The following is a 12,758-nucleotide window of genomic DNA, read 5'->3' on the forward strand; positions in this document are numbered from 1 at the left end:
CCGCACGGCAAGTACCCGAAGAATACCGCGCGGTGACACACCGGAAGGCATGACAAGCTGACTTTTGCCCCGGCGCGCTTCTGGACCCGCACCCTGATTCTGTGCACCGCAGCGGCCTTCCTGCCGGCGCCGGGCGCTGCGGTGACGGCCACACCTGTATGTCCTGTGCCTTCCTGCGTGCGGTCATGGCAATCACCAGGAAGGCGGCGGAGAACAATCGGCGCACCGGGGCCCCATTCCGGTTCCGTGCGGGCGAGGCGTTACGCGCAACGGGCCCTTGGTGTACGGGCGAAGGCCCGGCGTGGTGATATTTCGGCGGCCGGGAAACGCGGCCACGCCCGGAGACAGCGGCAGAGGATAACAGTCCGGCGATCCGAGAATCCGGGTTTTCGCGCCGTCGGCGTAGCCCGTCAGGGTTACCGCCGTTTGTGCTGCGGCGGTGTGCCGGTCAGCGTGCGCTCGCGCTCCGCTCGCAGGAGGGAGACCGGTGTGCCCGACGGTGCCCCCGGCGGGCGGAGGCGCCAGGGCTCGGACGGCATGTTCACGCCAATTTTCTCGCCATGGTGCGGACGGGGGAGGGCGTCGGGTGCACGCGGGCATACGCGCAACAGCGGCTCGGCCGCGGTCACCGACAAGGAAGGCAGCGCGATGCCGATGGCGACGACACCGGACTCCCCGGCGGCGGTGATCTTCGATCTGGACGGCACGCTGGTCGACAGCCAGAGCGCGTACCTCGCGGCGGAGCAACAGGCCCTCGCGCACTTCGGGTATCACCACTTCACCGCCGCCGACCACGCGGAGTTCGTCGGGGTGGGCATGCGGGAGATGTGGCAGCGTGTCGTGGCGACGCGCCGCGTGGCGGCCGGCGCCGACGAGCTGCTGGAGCTGAGCAACCGGCTGTACCTGGCCGGGATGCGGCGCTCGGTGCCGCTCCACCGGGGGACCGTGCACCTGGCCGAACTCCTGCACGAAGCGGGGGTGCCGCTGGCGGTGGCGTCGGGGTCCTCGCGCCAGGTGATCGACACGGTGCTGACGGCCGGCCGTCTGGACCGGCTCTTCAGCGTGTGCGTCTCGGCCGAGGACGTTCCCCGGGGCAAGCCGGACCCGGCCGTCTTCCTGGAGGCCGCACGGCGGCTGTCGGTTCCGGCGGACGCGTGTGTGGTCGTGGAAGACGCCACCGCGGGGGTCGTCGCGGCTCTACGGGCGGGAATGCGCTGTATCGCGGTCACCGGCGCGGCCGCCCGCGGGTGTCCGCAGGCCGTCCGTTCGGGGCGGCTGCTGACCGTTGAACACACGGATTTCGACGCGCCGGAACTGCTGCGCCGGATCGGTGCGGCGAAAACCGTCACGGCGCCCCGGGCAAGGAAAACACCCGGGTGAGAGACACGAGCCGGTACGGGTATACGTCCTTCATGTTTTCCGACGTTTCATGGGCGGCTTTCTTTCCCTCCGCGTTGCTGCTGGCCGCGACGCCCGGGGCCAATCAGCTGCTGGCGCTGCGCAACGGCGTCCGGCACGGGTTACGTCCGGCGCTCGGCGCCTCGCTCGGCCGGTTCACCGCGTTCACCCTGATGGTGATCGCCGTGGCCGCCGGGCTGGGCGCCGTCCTGACCAGGTCAGCGGTGGCATTCAACGTCATCAAGTGGTGCGGGGTGGTCTACCTGCTGTGGCTGGGGCTGCAGACCCTGCGCACGGCACTGCGCGCGAAGAACAATCCGGAACCCGGGCCCGGAAACGCCGGAAACGCCGGGAACGGACAATCGGAAGGCCCCGAAGAGGAACAGAACACGCACCGGAGGGCGCCGGGCTGGCGGCTCGCACGGCAGGAGTTCATCGTGGCGGTGACGAATCCCAAAGCGCTGATCCTGTTCGCCGTATTCCTGCCGCAGTTCCTGTCCCGCGACGCCCACCGGGTCACCGCTCCGCTGCTGGCCCTGGGCCTCGCCTATATCGCGGTGGAATTCTGCTGCGCCTGGGGATATGCCGCCCTCGGGGGCCGGCTGAAGAAAGCGGGGATCGGCAGCGGCACCCGGCGGCGCCTAGACCTGGTCACCGCCGTCGCGATGTGGGGCCTGGCCGGCTGGCTGGCGACGGAGAACCGGTGAGCGGCCCGCGGGCGCGGGCCGCTCGGGGAGGAAGGTCAGTCGCGCGCCGCGGAACGGCGGGCGAGCGGACGGATCGGGATGTCCTCGCGGCGGCAGTAGGACGCCGGGCGGCGCACGGCGCGCCGCAGCGCGTTCCAGTTGTTCAGGGTGCGGACCAGCCCGTCGTCGGGAGCGCTGTGCCAGAACCGGTTCTCGTCCTGGTCACCGAGGAGCGGGCAGAACAGCGAGACGGCGAGCGTGATGCGGTGGCCGCGGGTGACCGGGGTGACGGCGTGGTAGACCCTGCTGCCCCGGGTGAACATGGTGTCGCCGACGTGCTGGAACGGCGCGATGTGCACATCGGGGTGCCGGGCCCCCTGCGCGGTGATCTCCTCCCGCCGGGATGCGAAGTCCCGCGGGTGCCCGCGGTAGTAGATGTAGTCACCGCCCTGGTGCTCCGCGTGGTCCGACAGGGTCATGGTGAACACGTAGTTCATGCCGTCCAGGTGCCACTTGGCCACCAGCGGCGCACGCGAGGCGTCGGCGGCCGCCTCGTAGTAGTTGATCTGCACGCCGGCGTCGCGCAGCGGGTGCGGGATCAGCGGTACCCCGACCAGGCGCGAGACGGTGTCCAGGAAGACCGGGTCGCGGACCATGGCGTGCACGAACGGGGACAGGGACTCGACCCCGCGCAGGCGCCGGGAGACGACGTAGTCGTTGTGGACGGCGCTGGCTTCGAGGTTCTGGCAGATGCCGCGCAGCGCCGCGGCGCCGTCCGGGGTCAGCAGCCGTACGGGACCGGTCATGGCGAGGTCGTCGACCAGGTCCGCGCGGCCGTGCAGTTCGCGTTCCCGGTAGCCGAACGAGGCCATCCGGGCCGTGACGGGAGGCCGTTCCGCTGCGGGAGCGACATAGGACGAATGCCAGGCGGGTTCCGCCGCGGCCCGGTACGGCGCCGCGATGCGGGACCCCGTGTGCAGGGACCGCCGGAGCCGGTCCAGGCCGGTGGTGATCGTCGCGACGCGTGTCTCTTCGGTGGCGAGTGTGGTCGTCACTGCTCCTCCTCGGTGTACGTCAGCGGGCGGCGGCGCGGAAACGTGCCGCCTGATGTTCCTGGTCACGCACCCATTCGTCGTGCACGGCCGCCAGCGGGTCGTCGAGCAGGAGCCGGGCCAGGCTGTTGCCGTCCTTCCACGGCTCGGCGACCGAGCGCATGACCAGCACCAACGTGATCCGCTCCCCGTCGTGGAGCGGCTGGGCGGTGTGCAGGAGCCGCCGCCCCTGCATGAGCACCGCGTGCCCGGTGCGCTGCGGCACGGCGGCGTGTTCCTCGCAGGCGAGCCGACGTCCCTGCGCCAGCAGCTGACGGCCGCGCTCCGGGCTCCCCCGGAAGATCAGCGTCGAGCCGCCCCGGTCCGGGCCGGCGGTGTGCAGCGGGATCAGCTCGACCAGGGCGGCCCCGTCCGTGTGGTGGTCGATGGGCACCTCGCCCGGACGGTAGAAGTTGATGTGCGAGGCGGCCCGGGTGATCGGGTACGGCTCCAGTTCCGTACCGGCCAGTTCGCTCAGCGCGCGCAACCGGTCCCGGTCGTGCATCAGCGTCTTCACCGCCGGAATGGCCTCGTGGGCGGCGCGCAGGTGACGCAGCCCCAGGTAGCGGTCGGAGCTCTGCGCCTCCCATTCGGTACGGGCCAGCGCGCGGGCCTCGTCCAGGACGGTGGCGAGCAGGTCCGCCGGGTAGCCGTGCTCGTAGCGGGCGTACCCGAGGTCGCACACGGCGTCGACGTCGTACGCGTGGCCGGTGATGCTGCTCAGCTCGCGGCGTTCGAGCAGGCGGTGCATGTCACGTCCTCTCGCTCACGGTGATCACGGCGGTCAGTGAGTGCCCGACGCCCAGGCCGCAGGCCAGCCGGTGTTCGACGGCCCGCAGCCCGCGGGCGAGCATCGGCCCGGCGACGTCGGGCGGCAGGAGTCTCGTGGGGGCCTGCGACGCGGCCGCGTCCAGGACGGCGTTCCACTGGGCACGGAACCGGCCGAAGAACGCCCGCACCGCCTCGGGCGAGTCGTCCGGCACCCGCGGGGCGCGCAGTTGCTCCAAGGGCACCATCGTCCCCGACTCCAACTGGTTGATCAGCGAGCGGTACGGCGGCAGCCCGGGGTTGAAGTGGCCGGTGGCGGTGTGGCGGCCGACCATGATGGAACGGTCGAACAGCCGGCGGCGCTGGACCCGGCAGCCCGCGTCCGCCGCCGCCGCGCTGATGCAGGCGTTGAGGTGGTGGGCGTCCCAGAAGGTCATGGGGACGTCCTGGGTCTGCTGGTCGCTCTGGAAGAAGCTCATCCGGTACGGCCAGCGGCTGCGGCCCCACTGGGGCAGCCACTCCAGGGAGTGACGGCCGAGCACGTCGATGACGGCCACGGACCGGGTGTGGTTGCGCCGTACGATGTCGAACAGCCGGGTCAAGGTGGCCCGCAGCTCGTCCTCGGTCAGGTGCGAGTACGGCACGCCGCAGGACAGATAGAGGTCGAACGGCGTCTCGGGCAGGTCGGTACGGACGTCACCGTGCCAGAACTCGGCGTCGTCCTCCTCGTGATGCGTGCGGGCCGCCAGGCTCAGCAGCCCCTCGTCGAGGTCGAGTCCGCGGTAGGTCAGACGGGGCAGACCGGACAGGTCGCGGGTCGCGCTCAGGGCCCGCAGCAGGTGCAGTCCCTCACCCGCGCCGCACCCGATGTCCATCACGCTCAGGTCCTGCCGCTGCGGCACCTCGGCGAGCGCGGCCTGCAGGATGGCGAAAGTGACCGGCTCCTCCCAGAGCTTCTTGACGGGATCACGACGGTGCGGCGAGGTGTAGTGGTCGACGCCCGGTGCGTACAGGCCGTCGCTGGCGGACTCGTGCTTCGGTGACGCAACACTGCTGTGCATGAGTCTCCCTTGCTGCTTGCGGTGTGCAGTTGCACGTGCCACCGACCCATGAACGTAAGCATCGCAAGAGAGCGAACTAGCCACACTGGCACCAACCGCCCCTTGAGACAGCGCAGGTCGTCTGTTCGGCCGACGGGCGATGAGGTAATTGAAGATGACGCGATCCGGCTGCCGTTCTCGGTCCGGCGCTCAACGCTGCCTGTGGCGCCGTGTGTTGGGATGAGAGGAACCGGCTCGGTCCTACCGGGACGGCAGGGCCGAGAACTGGAGGCCGCTTTCGGCCGCCGGGAAGGCCAAATCATGGGTGAGGGAGAAGCAGCTCTCTTCCGGCTTCACCGAGTACACGTAATTGAGCGATTTCCTCAACGTCGCGAGCACGTTGCCTTCCTCCTTCACGACGTCCTTGCCACCGGTGCTCCACATCATTTCTCCGCGGAAATCTCGCCGGACTCGGCCCGGGTACGGGGGCGCACGTAAGCGAACCCCCGAACCGCACCGGTCAGGCGCCCACGGCGACGGCCTCGCCACCTGTCAGGGCGAGCAGTTCCGCGAAAGTGGTGCGGAACATGGCGTGCGGCACCCCGCCGCCCGCCCACACCCGGTCGTGGTCGGCCAGCGCGGTGTCCACCAGGGTCCGCAGTGGCGCGGGGTGGCCGACGGGGGCCACGCCGCCGACTTCCTGGCCCGTGGCCTGCAGGACGAATTCCGGGTCGGCGCGGCGGACTTTGCGTACGCCGACGTGGGCCGCCGCCTTTTCAGGTCCACCCGGTGACCGCCGCCGGCCACGATGAGCAGCGGTGCGCCGTCGGCCTCGAAGACGAGGCTGTTGGCGATGGCGCCGACCGGGCAGCCAGCAGCTCCGCCGCGGGGGCCGCGGCCGTCGCGACCTTCCTGCCGGTGGCCGCCGCCACGGCCGCTCCGGCCGGCGCGGCCGTCACCGCACCCGCGTCCGGTCCTCGCCGCCGCAGGACGGCCAGGTCGCCGGGCACGGTGAGACCGCGGTCCCGTGCCCGCCCCAGCAGGTCGATGGCCCCGCTGTCGGAGTGGACGAACAGGGCTGGAACAGGGCGGTCGCCCCCGCTTCTCGGCAGCGTCGCAGCACGACGTCGTAAGCGTCCACGGAAGGCGGCGGCTCACTGTGGGCCTACGACCCCCGAACCCCGAACCGAACGGCATCTGGCCCCGCTGCCGGAGCCGATGCCTCAGCCGGTTCGGCAGCCCTGATCGTCCGTACCGACGCCGTCCATCCTGCTGCCCCAAGCCCAGTCGGGGGACCAGGAGTCGACCCAGATCCTCCGGGCGGAACACCGGCCGCCGCGGCCGTGGTCGATCGCGTACACGATCACACTGGAGGTGGCTTTGAAAGACCGGACACGGCCGTGGAGCCGATCCGGTACCTCGGCGTAGCCCGACGGGCGGTAGCACCAGGACGTGCCCCGGTACCGGGGCTCCGCGTAGAAGCAGACTTTCCCGTCGCCTTGGATCGGTGTCGACGGTGTCGCGATCGCGGACGGCGTGGACAGGGCCAAAGCTGTGACGAAGGCTGACGCGGTGACGAAATGGCGCATGCGTGCTCCAGGGTGGGCGATACAACCACGTCAGGATCCCAAGAGCGGTCGCCGTAAGCCGAGGACAACACTCGTAGAACGCATATCGCAACACCCCTCGGCCTCGCTTCTGGCGGAAGTGCGAAGACGCGGAGGTGCGAAGCCGCGGAGGTACGAAGACGCGCGGACGCGGAAAGCGATTGACGGTCCGGTGACGTTCGTGGACGATTCCGGACCGTGACGACCAGCACCGACCATGACGAACGCGCCAGTCGGCAAGGCCCTGCGGCCGGCCGGCCACTCGCCTTGATCACCGGCGTGGGCCGCACCGTCGGTATCGGCGCAGGCATCGCCCGCCGGTTGGCTGCTTCCGGCTGGGACATCGCCTTCACCTGCTGGAGTCCCTATGACGATCGTATGAGCTGGGGCAGGGAGCCGGGCGCATCCGAAGCGATCGGCCGAGCTCTCGCCGAACAGGGCGCGTCCACCTTCGCGACCGAGGCGGATCTCGCCGACCCTGCCACCCCGGCACGCGTCTTCGACGAGGTCGAGCAGCGGATGGGCAACGTCACCGCGCTGGTGATGTGTCACTGCGAATCCGTCGACTCCGGACTGCTCGACACCACCGTCGAGAGTTTCGACCGGCACTTCGCCGTCAACGCGCGCGCCACCTGGCTGCTCATCCGCGAGTTCGGGCGCCGGTTCGCCGCGGAACGGGGAACCGGCCGGATCATCGGCCTCACCAGTGATCACACCGTCGGCAACCTGCCCTACGGGGCGAGCAAGGGGGCCATGGACCGCATCACCCTGGCCGCCGCCCACGAACTCGCCCATCTCGGAGTGACCGCCAACGTGATCAATCCGGGGCCGGTCGACACCGGCTGGATGCCCGAGGACGTCCGGGAGCACTGTGTCCGCAGTGCCCCGCTCGGCCGGCTGGGCACTCCGCAGGACACCGCGCACCTGGTGGACTTCCTGTGCTCCAGAGAGGGTGAGTGGATCAACGGTCAGCTGCTGATGAGCAACGGTGGCCTCGCGTAGCCGCCGGTGTCAGCCGCTGTCGCAGACCACCGACCGTGCGGGGCTCTCCTGGCGGGAGGCGGCGCGCCGGCAGACCTGCCGGCCCAGGACCAGGTGAAAGCCGCTGCGCGCCCGGCCCCGAGCGCCCGAGATCATCGTGCTGACCACCTTCCGCGCCGACGCACACGTGCTGCGTGCGCTGGGCGTCGGAGCCGGCGGATTCCTGCTCAAGGGCACCCCGGCTGCCGAGATCCTGCACGCCGCATTCCGGGTCGCCGCCGGCGATCCGATCCTGTCCCCGACGGTCACCCGGCAGCTCATCGCGCACGTGGGCGCCACCGGGTCCCACGTCCGGCGGCACCGACCCGGCTGAGCCGCCGGGAGCAGGAGGTGGCCGTCGCGGTCGGCCAGGGCCGCTCGAACGCCGAGATCAGCCGCGCGCTCTTCTTGAGCGTGGCCACCGTCAAAGCCCACGTCTCCTCGACGCTGACCAAGCTGGACCTCGACAACCGCACCCAGCTGGCCATCCTCACCCACGACGCCGGCCTGACCGGCTGAGCGGACCGCTGCCTCGCCGGGCGAGCTCAACTACCCTGTCCACCATGCCGGGTCTGCCACCGCACCCCCATGTCGAAACCGCTGTCCGCTACCACGAAGCCGTCGCCCACGGGGCGGTGGGCGAGGAACTCGCCCGCTTCTTCGACGAGTACGTGGTGCAGGAGGAGTTTCCCAACGCCTTGTTCCCCGATGGCGTCCGACGCGGCCTGTCCGACGTACTGGAGAGCGCAGAGCGGGGCCGGGCGCTTCTCAGCCATCAGCGGTTCGACATCCACAACGCGGTCGCGGCCGGCGACCAGGTAGCCGTGGAGGTGACGTGGTCCGGAACCCTCGCCGTCCCGATGGGAACCCTGCCGGCCGGCCATGTACTGCGAGCGCACATCGCGGTCTTCCTTGAGTTCCGGGACGGCAGGATCCGCGCCCAGCGGAACTACGACTGCTACGAGAGGCTGGAACGCGTTCCGGACTCGGGGTGACTGTGGAGGATCAGCCCACGGGGCTGCTGTTGAAGACCATGCGCGTCCTCCTCCTGCTGCTGTCGGCTCCTCGCCGCCTACCCCGCGCCCGCCCCGCCTCGGCGGCGGATGTGCTGCAGCAACTGTTCAGTCATCCACGACCGCGCCTCAACCTGCCTGAGGCGGCCGGGCGTCCGCCCGGAGCGTGCGTCGTCGAAGAGGGCGGAATGGGCGGGTTAGTGATCACAAGGGCCGCCGGTCGACGTACTGACGGTGCGTGTCTTCTGGCGGGATCGCCTCCGCACTTTGGCCGGAACCGCCTGGCACGGTCGCGAACTGCCGGTGCATCGGTTCGAGGATCGTGGTCACCGCCCGGGTGCGGGAGAGCCGGCACCGGTGGGGTGGCCGGCCGGTGCGGATGGCCTCGGTCATGTCGCGGTACACCTCGGTGCGCAGTTCCGGGAGGCGCAGGGCAGGCCGGTCCACGGGCCCGTCGGCTCCGTCGGTGACGAGGCGGCCGTCCTCGATGATCAGGCTCTGGTCCACGTCGAGGACGGCGACCCGCTCCAGGCGGGTGGGGGACTCGCAGGTGAGCGAGAAGCTCAGTACGCCGCCGGAAGCGAAGCGCACCACTCCGGCCACCCGGCCCCCGGTGCCCCCTGCCGGTCCTTGCAGGCCCTCGACGTGCACGTCGGCCGACGGGCCGAGCAACTGGCAGACGAGGTCGAGGTAGTGCGTGCCCGGGCGGGTGACGAGCCTGGACAAGGCCTCGGCCGTACCGCACTGGGGACACTGCCCGGGAGGCGCGGGGGGACGGTAGCGCGAGACCGTCACGGTGGCCGTGGCGCTGCTCCGCCACCGTCCGTGCCACACGTCCGGCGGGAGGCAGTACCGGAGGGGCAGCATGGCTCCGGCCGGCTGGCCGGCCTGCTCGGACAGTGCCACGAGCTGGTCCAGCTCGGCGGTCGAGTGGGTCGCGATGCCCTCCAGCAGCACTGCCTTGCCTGCTTCGAGGGCCTGCCGGGCAAGTCGCCTCTGGGTGCTCCCCGGGGCGCAGAAGGACACGAGCTGCACGGTGCTGTCGCGGAGCAACTGCTCCCAGGAGAGGTACTCGGCGGCGGGGCCGGGGAGTCCGGTTCCGGGGCTCTGCTGCAGGGCGCCGCGGAACTCCGCGCCGTCCACGCGGGAGATGGCTTCGACGTGCCGCTGGTTCAAGCCTCCGGGGCCGACCAGTGCAACACCGACTCGGTTCACAGGTACAGCCCTTCCGTAGTTGACTTCCTGTTCCGGCGCCACGGCAGGGGCGGGCCCGCCCGTGTTGCCGTGAGCGGCGATCGTTGCCCGCATTGTTCTGGCTGCCGAGGGAGGTGAGCAGGGCTTTCGGCTACGGGGACCGGCCATGGCGCCAGGCCGCCAGGCAGGCCGGGTGTCTCACCCGGAGCGGCTGGGCAGGGTAACAGTTGCGAACGGCAATTCACAGAGGCGAAACACCGTATTACGTATTGTTGTTTGCGATTCAACATGAACGTGTCCGGATCCCGCCTTGTCTGAATGTGTGTGCCATGAAAGGTTCCATTCGGGTCATGATCGCTTGCTGAGTCCGTCCCCCACTGTCCGGGGTGGGCCGTGATTGTGGATCGGAGCGAGGATGGTGAGGGGAAACCCGACCCCCGAGGAGCTGCAACAGCGGCTCTACGAACTCGCGTTGCAGCAGGGAAGCTGGACGACACGTCAGGCCGCCGCCCTGCTGGGCGCCGCGGAGGAGGAGATCGAGGAGGCCACGGACGGTCTGGAGAACGTCGGGCTGTTACGCCCCTCTCCCCGCAAGTCCAGCGGCTATGCCGTCGTGGCGCCGGAGGTCGCGCTGAGCCGGTTGTTCGCGCAGGAGGGCCACCAGATCGCCCGGCACCAGGAACAACTGGCGCACACACGTGAGGCCATGATCTCCGTCGCACGGGACTACCTGGGCGTCCGTTCGTCCCCGGCCCGTACGCTGGCCATCGAAGCGCTTCCCACCGCCGAGCACGAGGAGTCTTTCCTGGACCGTGCGGCCGACGTGGCGCGCCAGGAGGTCTGGCTGATGCACGGGGGCCCCACGTCCTCGGCCGAGTTCCTGGACGAAATGCTCCTGCGGTGCCTGGGCATGCTGAGTTCAGGTGTCGCCGTCCGTGCCCTGTTCCTGCACCAGCAGGCGGGCGACCGCCTGGTCTCGGGCCATGTGAAGGAGTTGGCGCACGCGGGTGCCCAGGTGCGCTTCGCCTCCCACCTGCCCCAGCGCATGCTGATCATCGACTGGGATCTCGCGCTCGTCCCGGTGGACCCGGAGAACAGCACGCAGGGCTTCTGGGCCGTGCACGGAACCGAGCTGGTGCCCGCCCTGCGCGCTGCGTACGACCACTGCTGGATGGCCGCTTCGGCGGCCGGCGCACACGCGGCGGAGGGCGCTTCGTCCCAGCGGCTGAGCGCTGTGGAGGAAGCGGTGATCCGGATGCTGGCCGAAGGCATGAAGGACGAGACCATCGCCCGGCGAGTGGGTGTCTCCCCGCGCACCCTCAGCCGGCTGATCTCCACCCTGCTCGACCGGCTGGGCGTACAGACCCGGTTCCAGGCGGCTCTCGAACTGAGCCGCCGGGGCTGGCTCGGCGACGACGACCTGGCACAAGAAGGAGCGGCCTGACCCGTCAGGCCGCTCGCGCCCGACAGCTCCCGTGCGGGCCGGCGGGCGACAGCGGGGGCGCGGCGCGCAACCCGAACTCCCTGCGCAGTGCCGAGCGCGCGGCCAGGTAGCCGGCCATGCCGTGCACGCCGGGCCCCGGAGGGGTGGACGCGGAGCACAGATACACCCCGCGCAGCGGAGTGCGGTACGGATCCCAGCGCGGCACCGGGCGGAACACCGTCTGCTTCAGCGTCATGGCCCCCGCGGCGATGTCACCGCCCACGTAGTTGGGGTTGTACCGCTCCAGAGCGGCGGCGCTCATGGACCGCCGCTCCACCACCGTGTCGGCGAAGCCCGGCGCGTACTGCTCGATCCGTGCCGTCACCAGGTCGCCGGGGTCGGTCGGGTCACCGTTGGGCACATGCGCGTAGGCCCACACGGGCCGGTACCCGTTCGCCCCGGTACGGCCCGGGTCGGTGGCGGCCGGGTCCACCACGAGGACGAACGGAGCCGGCCCGCGCCGGCCCCGCGCGGTCAGCGACTCCTGGCGGAAAACCTCCTGCTGCCGCCCGCCGAGGTGGACGGTTCCGGCCCGGCCCACCATCGGCTCGGCCCACGGCACCGGGCCCGACACGAGGTAGTCCACCTTGGCCGCGCCGGGGCCGTAGCGGAAGGAACGCAGCCCCGCCCGGTAGGCGCGCGGCAGCAGCGGGCCCGCCACCGCCAGGAACTCCTTCGGGCCGAGGTCGAGCAGCACGGCCCGTGCCCCCCGCAGTTCCCGCAGATCGGTGATCCGCTGCCCGGTCGTGACCGTACCGCCGTGCGCCGCCACGTCCGTCAGCAGCGCCTCGGCGATCCGGACGCTGCCGCCCCGCGGCACCGGCCAGCCGGTGCCGTGCGCGAGATGGCCCAGCAGCAGAGCGGTCCCGGCCGACGCGAGGGTGGGCATCCGGCCCACCACGTGGGCCGCGACGCCGGCCAGCAGCGCCGCCGCCTCTTCCGTGGCGAAGGCCCGCCGGGCCAGCGGTGTGCCGTGCCCGAGCATGCCCCGTGCCAGCAGCAACGGCGCCAGCAGGTTCTCCGGGAGGCGGCGCTGCCCGTTGAGGACAAAATCCACCACCGGCCCGCTGTGTGCCAGCAGCGGTGCCATCAGCGACCGCCAGGCCCGCCCGTCCCGCCCCAGGCCCGCGCAGGCGGCGTCCAGGTCGTGATGGGCGAGCGCCGCCCGCCCGTCCGCGAGCGGGTGCGCGTAACTGATCTCCGGCTGGAGCAGCTCCACGCCCCGCGCGCGCAGGTCGAATTCCCGGAAGAACGGGGAGGCGGTGGCCATCGGATGCACGGCGGAGCAGATGTCGTGCACCACGTCCTCCTGGAAGAGGGAGGTGGTCCGCAGTCCGCCCCCGGCGTCCGGCGCCGCCTCGTACACCGCGACGCTCAGGCCGGCCCGTGCCATGGTGACCGCAGCCGACAGGCCGTTCGGCCCGCTGCCGACCACGACGACATCCGCTGTCATGTGTC

14 protein-coding genes and 1 pseudogene are annotated in these 12,758 nt (G+C 71.0%); 6 read left to right on the forward strand and 9 right to left on the reverse strand.

Translation table 11 applies throughout. The annotated features are described in order from the left end of the window. Nucleotides 1-648 precede the first annotated feature (648 nt). On the forward strand, nt 649-1,380 hold the full coding sequence (locus OEIGOIKO_RS36665) for an HAD family hydrolase (protein WP_170251962.1): 732 nt from the start codon (nt 649-651) through the stop codon (nt 1,378-1,380). Between the two features lie 32 nt (nt 1,381-1,412). After that, the gene (locus tag OEIGOIKO_RS36670; protein ID WP_125057647.1) at nt 1,413-2,105 is read left to right on the forward strand and encodes a LysE family translocator; all 693 of its coding nucleotides are present in this window, start codon (nt 1,413-1,415) and stop codon (nt 2,103-2,105) included. A gap of 35 nt (nt 2,106-2,140) precedes the next feature. On the opposite strand, the gene OEIGOIKO_RS36675 is transcribed toward OEIGOIKO_RS36670, so the two are convergent. From OEIGOIKO_RS36675 to OEIGOIKO_RS43275, 6 genes are all read right to left on the reverse strand, one after another. Further along, the gene (locus OEIGOIKO_RS36675) at nt 2,141-3,139 is read right to left on the reverse strand and encodes a hypothetical protein (protein ID WP_125057648.1); all 999 of its coding nucleotides are present in this window, start codon (nt 3,137-3,139) and stop codon (nt 2,141-2,143) included. Nucleotides 3,140-3,158: 19 nt separating this feature from the next. Beyond that, the gene (locus OEIGOIKO_RS36680; RefSeq protein ID WP_125057649.1) at nt 3,159-3,926 is read right to left on the reverse strand and encodes a hypothetical protein; all 768 of its coding nucleotides are present in this window, start codon (nt 3,924-3,926) and stop codon (nt 3,159-3,161) included. A 1-nt stretch (nt 3,927) separates the two neighbouring features. After that, on the reverse strand, nt 3,928-5,004 hold the full coding sequence (locus OEIGOIKO_RS36685) for a class I SAM-dependent methyltransferase (RefSeq protein WP_125057650.1): 1,077 nt from the start codon (nt 5,002-5,004) through the stop codon (nt 3,928-3,930). A gap of 240 nt (nt 5,005-5,244) precedes the next feature. After that, complete coding sequence (locus OEIGOIKO_RS36690) at nt 5,245-5,430, reverse strand: hypothetical protein (protein WP_125057651.1); 186 nt, start codon at nt 5,428-5,430, stop codon at nt 5,245-5,247. A gap of 73 nt (nt 5,431-5,503) precedes the next feature. Further along, nucleotides 5,504-5,854 (reverse strand): YbaK/EbsC family protein, encoded by a 351-nt coding sequence (locus OEIGOIKO_RS43805; protein ID WP_125057652.1) that lies wholly within the window; start codon nt 5,852-5,854, stop codon nt 5,504-5,506. Beyond that, a complete protein-coding gene (locus OEIGOIKO_RS43275) occupies nt 5,760-6,095 on the reverse strand; it encodes a substrate-binding domain-containing protein (RefSeq protein WP_125059441.1) in 336 nt (111 codons plus the stop codon). The genes OEIGOIKO_RS43805 and OEIGOIKO_RS43275 overlap by 95 nt, the downstream gene beginning before the upstream one ends. Before the next feature lie 693 nt (nt 6,096-6,788). On the opposite strand from OEIGOIKO_RS43275, the gene OEIGOIKO_RS36705 reads away from it, so the two are divergent. Further along, nucleotides 6,789-7,592, forward strand: coding sequence for an SDR family oxidoreductase (locus OEIGOIKO_RS36705; protein ID WP_125057653.1), 804 nt, complete (start codon nt 6,789-6,791; stop codon nt 7,590-7,592). A gap of 9 nt (nt 7,593-7,601) precedes the next feature. Here OEIGOIKO_RS36705 and OEIGOIKO_RS43640 read toward each other — a convergent pair whose 3' ends face one another. After that, nucleotides 7,602-7,727, reverse strand: coding sequence for a hypothetical protein (locus OEIGOIKO_RS43640; protein ID WP_281288422.1), 126 nt, complete (start codon nt 7,725-7,727; stop codon nt 7,602-7,604). Here OEIGOIKO_RS43640 and OEIGOIKO_RS36710 point away from each other — a divergent pair. Together OEIGOIKO_RS36710 and OEIGOIKO_RS36715 are read left to right on the forward strand one after the other, a co-directional pair. Further along, a pseudogene (locus tag OEIGOIKO_RS36710) lies at nt 7,696-8,129 on the forward strand (response regulator transcription factor); the annotation flags it as partial. The gene OEIGOIKO_RS43640 and the pseudogene OEIGOIKO_RS36710 sit on opposite strands and share 32 nt — an antisense overlap. A gap of 44 nt (nt 8,130-8,173) precedes the next feature. Beyond that, nucleotides 8,174-8,605 (forward strand): nuclear transport factor 2 family protein, encoded by a 432-nt coding sequence (locus OEIGOIKO_RS36715; RefSeq protein WP_125057654.1) that lies wholly within the window; start codon nt 8,174-8,176, stop codon nt 8,603-8,605. A 222-nt stretch (nt 8,606-8,827) separates the two neighbouring features. On the opposite strand, the gene OEIGOIKO_RS36720 is transcribed toward OEIGOIKO_RS36715, so the two are convergent. Continuing rightward, complete coding sequence (locus OEIGOIKO_RS36720) at nt 8,828-9,985, reverse strand: Gfo/Idh/MocA family protein (protein WP_125057655.1); 1,158 nt, start codon at nt 9,983-9,985, stop codon at nt 8,828-8,830. A 247-nt stretch (nt 9,986-10,232) separates the two neighbouring features. On the opposite strand from OEIGOIKO_RS36720, the gene OEIGOIKO_RS36725 reads away from it, so the two are divergent. Then, the gene (locus OEIGOIKO_RS36725) at nt 10,233-11,261 is read left to right on the forward strand and encodes a helix-turn-helix transcriptional regulator (protein WP_125057656.1); all 1,029 of its coding nucleotides are present in this window, start codon (nt 10,233-10,235) and stop codon (nt 11,259-11,261) included. A 4-nt stretch (nt 11,262-11,265) separates the two neighbouring features. Here the strand turns inward: OEIGOIKO_RS36725 and OEIGOIKO_RS36730 are convergent, their stop codons facing one another. After that, complete coding sequence (locus OEIGOIKO_RS36730; protein WP_125057657.1) at nt 11,266-12,753, reverse strand: phytoene desaturase family protein; 1,488 nt, start codon at nt 12,751-12,753, stop codon at nt 11,266-11,268. Between the last annotated feature and the right edge of the window lie 5 nt (nt 12,754-12,758).

It is taken from the genome of Streptomyces paromomycinus, from assembly GCF_003865155.1.
Lineage (GTDB): Bacteria > Actinomycetota > Actinomycetes > Streptomycetales > Streptomycetaceae > Streptomyces > Streptomyces chrestomyceticus.

Excerpts from the sequence above, each read along its gene's own strand:
- OEIGOIKO_RS36725 (WP_125057656.1), top strand. The coding sequence starts at position 10,233 with ATGGTGAGGGGAAACCCGACCCCCGAGGAGCTGCAACAGCGGCTCTAC.
- OEIGOIKO_RS36715 (WP_125057654.1), top strand. The coding sequence starts at position 8,174 with ATGCCGGGTCTGCCACCGCACCCCCATGTCGAAACCGCTGTCCGCTAC.
- OEIGOIKO_RS36670 (WP_125057647.1), top strand. The coding sequence starts at position 1,413 with ATGTTTTCCGACGTTTCATGGGCGGCTTTCTTTCCCTCCGCGTTGCTG.
- OEIGOIKO_RS36730 (WP_125057657.1), bottom strand. The coding sequence starts at position 12,753 with ATGACAGCGGATGTCGTCGTGGTCGGCAGCGGGCCGAACGGCCTGTCG.
- OEIGOIKO_RS36665 (WP_170251962.1), top strand. The coding sequence starts at position 649 with ATGCCGATGGCGACGACACCGGACTCCCCGGCGGCGGTGATCTTCGAT.
- OEIGOIKO_RS43640 (WP_281288422.1), bottom strand. The coding sequence starts at position 7,727 with ATGATCTCGGGCGCTCGGGGCCGGGCGCGCAGCGGCTTTCACCTGGTC.
- OEIGOIKO_RS36680 (WP_125057649.1), bottom strand. The coding sequence starts at position 3,926 with ATGCACCGCCTGCTCGAACGCCGCGAGCTGAGCAGCATCACCGGCCAC.
- OEIGOIKO_RS36685 (WP_125057650.1), bottom strand. The coding sequence starts at position 5,004 with ATGCACAGCAGTGTTGCGTCACCGAAGCACGAGTCCGCCAGCGACGGC.
- OEIGOIKO_RS36690 (WP_125057651.1), bottom strand. The coding sequence starts at position 5,430 with ATGATGTGGAGCACCGGTGGCAAGGACGTCGTGAAGGAGGAAGGCAAC.
- OEIGOIKO_RS36720 (WP_125057655.1), bottom strand. The coding sequence starts at position 9,985 with ATGGCCGGTCCCCGTAGCCGAAAGCCCTGCTCACCTCCCTCGGCAGCC.